This window comes from uncultured Ellagibacter sp. (genome assembly GCF_934636505.1).
GTDB lineage: Bacteria > Actinomycetota > Coriobacteriia > Coriobacteriales > Eggerthellaceae > Ellagibacter.
On sequence record NZ_CAKUAL010000015.1, the window covers coordinates 26,697 to 36,456 of the forward strand.

Below are 9,760 nucleotides of genomic sequence, written 5' to 3' on the forward strand. Positions count from 1 at the left end.
ACTTATCATGGATCGCAGAGAATTCATCCAACTGGCAGCGATTTCAGCGGCGTCGTTTGCCGTTATCCCCCTTTCGGGATGCGGCTCGAAGGAAGAAGACGAGCTAATCAGCCCTGACGGTCCGCATAACGTCGCCCTTGTGTACGCTAAGCGTTCCAATTCCACAGCGGCGCTGCAACAGAATAAAGAAATCAAAGCCGCGTTGAAGAGCACCGTTGAAGCGCAAGGTTTCCTTGCAATCGTTCTTGCAGACGGAAACCCCAAATCGGCTTCAACGACCGTTGAACTGACCTCGACTAACGATCAGCGCAAGAAAAACGAGATCAAAGACGATGTAAATAGCGTGCTTGAGACTGATTTCAGCGCGCAGGCGGCGGAGGTCGATATTTTCAAGGCGCTCTCAAAGGCCAACGGTGTCTTTGCTCAAGCCCCGGACAACGGGCTTGAGAATCTCGTCATCATCATCGACTCGGGCATTTCGACGAAAGGCTGCATCAATTTCACCGAATCGGAGACGCGAAACGCCTTGCTCGACCCTTCTACCCTTGTTGATTCTTTGCGCAAACAGGGGGAACTTGCCAAGTTCGAACATATCGACAAGGTGATTTGGTACGGGTTAGGTCAAGCGGCCGACCCCCAAGCAAGTCCCGTCGAGGGAACGAAAGAGGCCATGAAAGGCCTCTACCGGGCGATTTTCGAAGCTGCCGGGGTTACGCTGCCGGAAGACGACGGCGAGGTGTTCAAGACCTGCGACGATGTTTTGCCTGAAGGGGAGCTTCCCTCTGTCACGGTAGTCGCCATGCCGCGCATCCCGCTCGACGAAAATGGCAAGCCTATCCTCATCGGCGATAAGCTCGAGCTCGACGAGAGCAACTCCGCTCTCACGTTTGAATTCGGCACAAGCGATTTCACTGACAGCGCGGCGGCCGAAGAATCGCTTCAGCAATACATTGATCAGCTCGTCGATTTTCCTGATTTGCACGTGACCATATACGGCTATACCGACGCGACGGGGTCTCCGGAAGCGAATCAAAAGCTTTCCGGGGAGCGTGCTGCCACGGTCGGCGCACTGCTTGAGAGCGCTGGCGTGAAGGCGAGCCAGATCACCACCGAGGGTATGGGCGAAAGCACCGCCTTCGATACCGATGAGCAGAACCGCCGCGTCGAAATCGCTTTCGGCTAACGATCCCTTGCTAACGATGGCGAAACCCAGCAAAGACAACAAATCGGAGCATCGCTACGAGCTCTTCTTTCCGCGAACGCTCGGTGTGTTCACCCGCATGCGAATCTGGGTGCACGGCTATTTCGACGCGCTTCGCGGCAAGGTAGAGTTCTCTCCGGAAGGATATATCACTTCCCCTTACTGCAGGCATTTTGAAGACGAGGCGAACTATCGCATCAACGCCGAATGGCAGGAATGCAATGGGGCCATGTTCGAATTACGCCCCGAACTTTTGCGCCGCATAAGATGTCGTGATGAGATTCGGAGGCAGATTTCTCTGCTTCCGGAACAGAAGGAAAGGACGATGGCGCGCGCCGCGACCGAACGGCCAGGAGACGCGGCGGTGGGTGCAGAGCTCGCCGAGAATCGCCTCCTTCGCAGGAGAAGCCTTGTTGATGCCGAGTTTGAGCAAAAGGAAAACCAACTTAAAGCGCAGGAAATCGAAGTTGAGGGCGCCGTCGAGGAGATTCTCAACCAGTACCAGGACTGTCGCGACATCGCAGACACGCATGATCGAATCGTGCGCGTCGATTTTCTCGCGCGCCTTTCGGTATATTCCCGCGGCGCATCGAAGCGGCGCCGGATTGAGCGAAGGTATTTGAACGACGGCGCTTTGTCGACAGAGCCAAAGCAGAGCAACGATAATTATTTTGCAGCGTACCTCAAGGGAGAATGCCCAGATGACCACTAGCGATTCCTCGTTCGGTAACATCAACGGTTCGCGGGGAGACTCGACTTCACCGACTTCGGGCCCCTCTCAGCCGCGCCATGGTGCGAAGTCGGCGGCTCCATCGCCAGCTTACTACTCCCCTTCCCAAAGGCGAATTCGCAACCTCGATTTCAACGAGTCGCATGCGAACGCGCGCCGCAGCGATATTGACAAGCTCGCGGCCGACGAGCTTGTCGGCGCCTCTGCGATTGATACGGCGACCTACAAGGCGAAACATATCGAAACCGACGTCTTCGGGGAGCTCGATTCGAGCATACGTACGATCGAGGAGAAGTTCCATGCGGGAATGTACGACGCCCAAGCGCTCCCTCTCGTCGAGGCGTTCATCGACGAGCTCGAACAGCTCGCGATGATTCAGCTCGACAGAAACGAGGTGAACGATTGCCGCATAGACGACATTAAGCAGGCGAATGCCGCAGCTTATCGTGCCGTTTGCGACGCGCGGGAAAAACGCGAGCTCAGCATTGATGTGATTCGTCTTGCGCGTCTCGACGCGCTTGCGCCCGATTTCGATCAACTTGAAGAGGAAAACAAGTCGAAGGAAGAAAAGCGCTTGCGCGTTCGCGATGCTCGCCATACGAAGCGCAAGGAACGAAAGGAGCGCCGCCTCAAGAAAAAGATTGAGGCGAGCAAGCGCCGCGAGGAGAATAGGTCCGCTCGTCAAGACAGCCGCGTGGCAAAACGCGAACAGCGCGCCGCGCGCATGGAGCGCAAGCAAGCGATGCTTCTTGAGCGCGAGCAGGCAAGGCTTGACGCCGAGAAGGAAAAGCAGCGGGCTATCGCGCAGGAAGCACAGCAGCGCATTGAGGAGCTCAAACGCAAAGAGGAGGAAGCGCACGCTCAAAGCCTACTCAAGCAAGCGCAAGCCGAAGCGGAGGCCGAGCGTGCCAAGGCCGAGGCGCAGTACTTTCGCGTTGAAGCGGAGAAGGCTCGCATCGAAGAGGTCGCGGCGCGCGCGGAGAGGGAGGCTGCCGAGCAAGAGGCGAAGCTCGCGGTGCAGCGGGCGGCGGGCGTTCAAGCCCAGCAAGGCGATGACGTCTGCGACTCCGAGCAGCCCGATGAGACGCAAAACTCTGACAGCAAGTCCGAGCAAGAACCGGACGGTGCGCAATCTGGCGAAAGCTTCGACGAGGCGCAATCTGGCGATGTGTTGCCGTCCGAGGATCAGCCAGATGATGCACATTCTGATGATGAGCAGCCTAATGATGGAGAGGCCATCGATAAAGAGAACCGTGAGAAACCGGAAGATGCCGAGAAAGGCGTTTAGCGGATAGAGAGACAAATGACGGAAGGCGAGAAGAAATAATTTTCGGTGTTGGACGATGACGGGGTCTCGCATGAAGTGTCTCTCGAGCCGCTTAACGACTACGGTTTCCGCTCGGTGAAAGGCTGCGAGTACCTCGCATTCATTCCTCTCGAATCTCTTCCCAGCGACAAAGAAGACGCAAGGAGATTCGACGGGGAAATGCCGCTCAGCTCGCAAACCGAATATCCGCTCGACGTCCTTCGGCAGCTGTCACGCCAATGGAGTTTCGCGTACTCAACCAAGTGCGGCGAGCAAATCGGCATTTTCTTCACGTACATGGCGAAGGGTATCGACCTCGATGCTTTTTTGGATTTGTCTGAGATGAGCGACGCGGCTTGCCTGCAGGTGGCGAGAAACCTCTGCACGGCGGTTCTCGCTGCGAGCAAGGCGGGCGCTCCGCTGAAATGCATAATGTCCGAGCAGATTCTCGTGGATCCATCTACCTGTCGCGTGTTCATAGGCCCCTCATTCGGTCGTCCTTGTGCTGATCCGTACAGCCTGATCCTTCATATCTATGCGCTTCTTCACCGAGGCCGCGGCGCTCTGCTCGAGAAAACGATACAGTACGCATTGGTTGACGAGAAAACGCCGAAAATAGCACCCGGCCGTTCGATTGCCAACGCTATTCTCGATGTTACGCGCAAGCCGTTTCTCGTCAGCGAGATAGGCGAATTGGGCCTCGTTGATTCGTTTCAAAGCCCGTTTTGGGACGAGCCGGAGCCGCTTCGCTGTGTTTACGATAGATACCTTGTGAATTATGCCAAGGCGTCGACGGGGGCAATCGCCGCTGATTTCCTGCATGCGCTTGGACAAAAGGCAGCAAGCTCTCGAAGCCTTTTTTCTCAGCTTTCCGATATGGGCGATTCTTTGCTGCAAAAGCTATCCCGCATAAGTTCGGGCGCTGACGATGAGCGCTTGGACCTGATGGAGCGCGAAACGGCTATTCACGGCATTCGCGGAACTAATCAACGCGCTGTGTTCTGGCTCGTTACGCTCGGGTCTTCGAGCATGCTTGCGCTTTTCTCGGTGCTTAATGGCTTTAGCCCCCTCGAAGCTATTTTCTTGGCTGGGATGTCTGTAAGCGGAAACCCCATCGTTGCCAAAACCGCCTTGCTGTATCTATTTGCTGCTCTTGGCGGGTGCGTCGCATGCAATGTGCTCTTCGTGCGGAAAGATGTATTTCGAGGCTATGGGAAGATGAGCTACTGCGGCTCGCTTTTCGCGGCGATGATCGGCATGGCACTTGCGCGAGCTCTCGCGACGGGGTTGGGCGGCGGGCTATGATGCCGATTCAAAGAACGCCTGAGGGATTTCCCATCGACGAGATCTGTCCGAAGTTGAAATGCCTTGTTCTCATAGACTCGATATTTCTTCGCGATGCGCGGGTTCATCGCACTATCCGCAAGGAGTTCAGGCGGTTTTTGCGCGCGCTCGGCAAGGATTGCGACCTATCCGTTGCCGTTCGGATTTCATCGGCGTATACCGGCACACTCGATTTCTCCTCGGCGGAATTTGACCGCGCTGCCGATTTCCAATTCGGCTTGCCGAGCGTCGAGGAGGCGCCGCTTTCTCGACGAGACACGGAAAACGCGTGCAAGCTTCTCTGCAACGAGTCGAGGGAAATCGATTTTTTCGGCCCCCTTTGCCTACGACCCGTTCTCGGCGTGATATCTGACAAGGAAGTACCTGATTTGGGAAAACTGACTGATGAGGTCGTTTATCCGCAGGTCGTCGCAAGCTACGGAGCTGCTTCGCTTCGCGATTTCTTCCAGCTACTTGAAAGCACTTTCAGGCGCATTATGAGCGAGGAGCTGCGATGAAGCTGCTCGCGAATTCGAAGAGCAAGGGGGAAAACCAAGAGAAGTCCCCCGCGAAGAAAAAACAATTCGAGCTTGTGAGCGCCTTGAAGAGGATTGACGTCCGCGCTGCTTTGAGAACGATGCGGGCGGCGTTTTCTCTGGCAATCGACCGAAGCACGCTCGCATGCGTTGTGAGTGGAGTTGCCGCGTGCTCCCTTGCCTCATTGTTGATTGAACACAGCGACTTTGCGCGGAGCGTTGCATTTCTCTCTTATTCGACTCCTCAGGGTGGTTGGGTTACTCTGTCGTGCTGTCTTACCGCGATGCTCATCGCAGAATGCATTTGTCGAGCGGTTGCCGGCGCGAAGCGTCACCTTCCCTTCCTGGTTTTTTTCGTCGTAGCCGTTCTTGCTGCGATTCTCGGAAGCGTCGCGGCACCTCTTTTCGCGACTTTCCCGCCCGTTGCCATGCTTTTGATTCGGATTCTCTGCCCAGAACAGCTGTACTATCCTCGACCATATAAAAAACAACCTCCCATCACCTTGTATGAATTATTCAACATTGTTCGCCTCGCATTTTTTGCTCTCGTCTTCTCGATTGTGCTTCTGTCGGTAAGCAGCGGTTCTACCAACATGGCGTCAAGCGAGCTGGTCTATGGAGGCTTCGTCATAGCTTTTCTCTTCTTGTGGCGAATGCGGAAGCGTTGGGGGTATGTGGCAGAGGGGCGTTTCATTGCGTCTTCGGTGTTTCGGTGCCTTTGGATGTTCGGGTGGCTCGCTTTGTTTTTGATTGTGCGGTTTTCCAATCTTGCAATGGTGTCAGGCTGAGAGGAGACGATGGTATGAGCAGAAGTGTCGATTACAGAAAGCGCAATAGCATTTATCGAAAGCGCCCAAGTATATGGAGGTGGCTTATCCCACTTCTGCTGGTACTTCTCACGTTACTGCTTCTGTGGCTATACCCCATGAGCAGCTTCAATAAACAGGCGGCTGATTATGAGCGGAGTGCGTGCGACACGAATGCGAAGACGGTCGCCGCCGAAGCTAACGACGACTTTGACTGGGGAAGCGGATCGAAAACGGTTGTCATCAACTCGTCCGATGCCGCTGTGAACACGGATGCTCCTTCGCTGAAAGCGACATCCTCGGGCTCCTCCTCAGTCACCGTTGTGCACTCAAATGATGGACCTGATAAGTTTTCCTATGAACGGTGGGGCTACCCTACCTACGCCGATTACGTGGCGGACCATCCGTTCGAGGCACGAGCGAATTACGCGCGCTATGTGATTCTCGATTCGGCGGGCCTCGCCTCTCCAAGCGATTACGCAGCGAATAATAGTGCGACATACTTCGAAGATAATTCTCCTGCCGATAGCTACTTCGACGAGTCGAACCCGCCTGCAGGGTTTATCTTCTGCTCGACCGCGCAAGGGTATCTGCCTCAGCTCACGGTGGTGGCGCCTGCTGATAAAAACGCTTTCGTGAAGTTGAGGAACAGCGAAACGAGCGAAACCGAGCTTTCCTTTTACGTAAGGGCGGGATATACGGTTAAGGCATGTTCCCCGCCACTCGCTGCGAGTTCTCTTACGGGTTAGGAAACACCTGGTATGGCACCGAAGAGGCGTTTGGAAGCGATGGAACCTATGCGAAAAGCGATACACCGCTCGATTTTACTTCTCCGACGAACCGCTATACCTACACGTTCAGCGTGGAGGACGCCAACATCACGCCTATCGCAATCGACGAGTCTGCCTTCAACGCGTAGCGCATAGCGTTTTATCAGAGAAAGCTTCCGGCATTGCCATGTCGGGGGACAAAAATCGTCGATATGTGAGTCGAAACCTGACGGCGGGGAGGACCCTTCTCTCTTCGTCCTACGTTTGCCCAGGTCGGAATTGATGGAAGAAAGTTAGTAGTAGGAAGCTCCTCGCATATCGACAATATTTGTCCACGACGGCCTCGTTTTCGGCGAGATGGGCTGAAGGGAGAGAGCCCGATGGCGTCTCCGAGGCGAAGTGATCGCAGGGGCAGCAGCCCTTGCGGCAAACGTGCTCCGGGCTGGGAAGCTCCGCGTCTCTTCCTCACTGCGGCCCTGTGCGAGCAGCTTGTTCCCTGTCGCTGCATAGGGCCGCGGCAAAGTAATTTGCGGCTTCGCGCCTTCCCCGCGGCGGCCCTACGCCAAAAGTTTGCGGCCCGAAGCCTCGATGCTATCGAGAAGCGCTTCGGCGCCTTCCCTCGTGTCGTCTTTCGCGAACACATAGAGCTTGATCTTGGGCTCGGTGCCGCTCGGGCGCACGATGGCCTTGTTGCCGCCTGCCAGGCGAAGCTCGACGACATTCGCGGGCGGAAGCCCCGTTCCCGCGTCCTCGTAATCGATGACGCCTTCGACGGTGAGACCGGCGACCTCGCTCGGCGCCTCCGCGCGCAAGCGCTCCATGATCGCCGCCATCGCGGCCGCCCCCTCGGCGCCGGGGTACGACACCGACACGGTGCGGTTAAGCCAGTACCCGTGCTCGGCGTACAGGTCACGCATCGCGTCCGCGAGGTTTTTCCCCTGCAGCTTGTAGCTCTGCGACATCTGGCAGATGAGCAGGCTTGCGTTCACGGCGTCCTTGTCGCGCACGTGGTCGCCCGAGAGGTACCCGTAGCTCTCCTCGAAGCCGAAGATGAAGCGGTCGGCCTGCCCTGCGTCCGCAAGCTCGGTGATGATGTCGCCGATGTACTTGAATCCGGTCAGGCAACGGCGCAGCTCAAAGCCGTATTTCGCGGCGAGCGCATCGACCATCGCGCTCGACACGATCGTGGTGACGGCCACTTTCTCGGCCAAGTTCTCACCGCGATCGGCGCGCATGCGGCAGATGTAATCGAGCAGCAGGACGCCCATCTCGTTACCCGTGAGCAGCAGGTAGTCCTCGCCATCTTTCACGGCGACGCCCACGCGGTCAGCGTCGGGGTCGGTCGCGAGCAGCAAATCAGGATGTACTTGCTCGCAAAGCTCGATGCCCTTTTGCATTGCCTCGCGGATTTCGGGGTTCGGATACGGGCAGGTGGGGAAATCGCCGTCGGGGTCGCGCTGCTCGGGGACGACGGCGATGTCAGTGACGCCCGCTCGCTCAAGCACGGTCGTCACGGGAACGAGCCCCGTGCCGTTGAGCGGGGTGTAGACGAGCTTCAGAGGTGCCTTCGCGACCTCGTCGGCGCTTAGATTGCTTACCGATTTCGACAGAACCGCGTCGAAGTAGCGCTCGAGCACCGCATCGTCGATCCAGGTGATGTCGCCTTTCGCAAGTGCGGCGTCGAAGTCGACTGACTTCACCCCAGAGAAGATGTCGGTGCCCTCGATCGCAGCCGAGATGGCAGCCGCGGCCTCGCTCGTTATCTGGCAACCGTCGGGCCCATAGGCTTTGTATCCGTTGTAAGCGGCGGGGTTATGGCTCGCCGTTACACACACGCCGCCCGAGCAGCCCAGGTCGCGAACCGCCCATGAAAGCGTGGGAACAGGGGAAATGCGCGGATACACGTATGCGTGCACGCCGTTCGCCGCGAAGATCGCCGCCGCTGTGCGCACGAAGAGCTCACCGTTGTTGCGGCTGTCACGCGCGATGGCGACGCTCGGGTTCTCGAAATGTGCGTTCAGGTAGTCGGCAAACCCTTGCGTGGCTCGCCCCACGGTGTAGACGTTCATGCGGTTCGTGCCGGCGCCGAGCGTGCCGCGAAGGCCCGCCGTGCCAAAGGAGAGGTCCTGGAAGAAAGCGTCGGTGAACGCGGACTCGTCCCCTGTTTCGACCGCTTCCTTCATGCGGGAAAGCTCGGCGGCAAGGTCGGGCTCCGTTACGTTTTCGATCCATCGCGTCATTTCGGCATGCATATCGCGCGCGTTCACTTCTGCTCCTTCTTGTACGCGCCGCGCCCGAGGAAAGCCCTCGGGCGCGGCAATCGGCGTGTTACGTTGGAAGACCCTGTGCGCCGGGCCCTATTCGGCGAGCTTCTTCGCGAGAAGCTGGTTGATGACCTTGGGATTGCCCTGGCCGCGCATCCGCTTCATGCACTGGCCGACGAAGAACCCGATGACCTTGGTATTTCCGTCCTTGTAGCGCGCCACTTCGTCGGGGTTCGCGGCGATGACCGCATCGACGACGGCCTCGATCGCGCCCGTGTCCGATACCTGCTTCATGCCTCGCTCCTCCACGATGGCAGCAGGGTCTTTGTCCTCGTCCATGACGGCGGCGAAGACCTCCTTGGCCTGCTTGGAGGAGATGGCGTCCTCGGCGAGCAGCCCGACGAGCTCGACGGCGCGCGCAGGCGAAAGCGGGCTGTCGGCGAGGTTGGCGTCCTCGTTCGCGTTCTGCCAGCCTGCGATGTCGTTGATGACCAGGTTGGCGACGGGCTTGGCGAGCTTCTTCGCGTTCGCGCCGGCGGCTTCCATGCACTTCTCGAAGAAATCGGCGGTCTGCTCGCCTTCCACCAGCTGACGGGCGTCGTATGCCGACAGGCCGAACTGCTCGGCGAAACGCGCGGCCTTCTGGTCGGGCAGCTCGGGCAGCTTGGCGCGGACGCCCTCGATGAACTCGTCGGTGAGGTCGTAAGGCGCCAGGTCGGGCTCGGGGAACAGGCGGTAGTCGTCGGCGGTCTCCTTCACGCGCATGACGATGGTGTGCTTCATCGTGGGGTCCCAGTGGCGCGTTTCCTGGTAGATCTGCCCGC

At 57.8% G+C, this 9,760-nt stretch carries 9 protein-coding genes and 1 pseudogene; 8 read left to right on the forward strand and 2 right to left on the reverse strand.

The features are described from left to right. Positions 1 to 7: 7 nt before the first annotated feature. The 8 genes from Q0G18_RS03320 to Q0G18_RS03355 all read left to right on the forward strand — a co-directional run bounded on the left by Q0G18_RS03320 (position 8) and on the right by Q0G18_RS03355 (position 6,821). Positions 8 to 1,183: an OmpA family protein gene (locus tag Q0G18_RS03320; protein ID WP_297149460.1), complete on the forward strand. Its 1,176-nt coding sequence runs from the start codon at positions 8 to 10 to the stop codon at positions 1,181 to 1,183. A 16-nt stretch (positions 1,184 to 1,199) separates the two neighbouring features. Next, a complete protein-coding gene (locus tag Q0G18_RS03325) occupies positions 1,200 to 1,913 on the forward strand; it encodes a hypothetical protein (protein WP_297149461.1) in 714 nt (237 codons plus the stop codon). Beyond that, positions 1,903 to 3,219 carry a hypothetical protein gene (locus tag Q0G18_RS03330; protein ID WP_297149462.1) on the forward strand — a complete coding sequence of 439 codons (1,317 nt, stop codon included), beginning with the start codon at positions 1,903 to 1,905 and terminating at the stop codon, positions 3,217 to 3,219. Before Q0G18_RS03325 ends, Q0G18_RS03330 begins: the two co-directional genes overlap by 11 nt. Before the next feature lie 45 nt (positions 3,220 to 3,264). Continuing rightward, a complete protein-coding gene (locus tag Q0G18_RS03335) occupies positions 3,265 to 4,542 on the forward strand; it encodes a hypothetical protein (RefSeq protein WP_297149463.1) in 1,278 nt (425 codons plus the stop codon). Continuing rightward, positions 4,542 to 5,078, forward strand: coding sequence for a hypothetical protein (locus Q0G18_RS03340; RefSeq protein ID WP_297149464.1), 537 nt, complete (start codon positions 4,542 to 4,544; stop codon positions 5,076 to 5,078). The genes Q0G18_RS03335 and Q0G18_RS03340 overlap by 1 nt, the downstream gene beginning before the upstream one ends. Continuing rightward, on the forward strand, positions 5,075 to 5,884 hold the full coding sequence (locus Q0G18_RS03345; RefSeq protein ID WP_297149466.1) for a hypothetical protein: 810 nt from the start codon (positions 5,075 to 5,077) through the stop codon (positions 5,882 to 5,884). Before Q0G18_RS03340 ends, Q0G18_RS03345 begins: the two co-directional genes overlap by 4 nt. 137 nt (positions 5,885 to 6,021) lie before the next feature. Then, positions 6,022 to 6,651 carry a hypothetical protein gene (locus tag Q0G18_RS03350; RefSeq protein WP_297149468.1) on the forward strand — a complete coding sequence of 210 codons (630 nt, stop codon included), beginning with the start codon at positions 6,022 to 6,024 and terminating at the stop codon, positions 6,649 to 6,651. Next, positions 6,612 to 6,821, forward strand: coding sequence for a hypothetical protein (locus tag Q0G18_RS03355; protein ID WP_297149470.1), 210 nt, complete (start codon positions 6,612 to 6,614; stop codon positions 6,819 to 6,821). Before Q0G18_RS03350 ends, Q0G18_RS03355 begins: the two co-directional genes overlap by 40 nt. 408 nt (positions 6,822 to 7,229) lie before the next feature. On the opposite strand, the gene Q0G18_RS03360 is transcribed toward Q0G18_RS03355, so the two are convergent. Continuing rightward, on the reverse strand, positions 7,230 to 8,939 hold the full coding sequence (locus tag Q0G18_RS03360) for a phospho-sugar mutase (RefSeq protein WP_297149472.1): 1,710 nt from the start codon (positions 8,937 to 8,939) through the stop codon (positions 7,230 to 7,232). Positions 8,940 to 9,029: 90 nt separating this feature from the next. Then, positions 9,030 to 9,760, reverse strand: a pseudogene (locus Q0G18_RS03365) (Asp-tRNA(Asn)/Glu-tRNA(Gln) amidotransferase GatCAB subunit B); the annotation flags it as partial.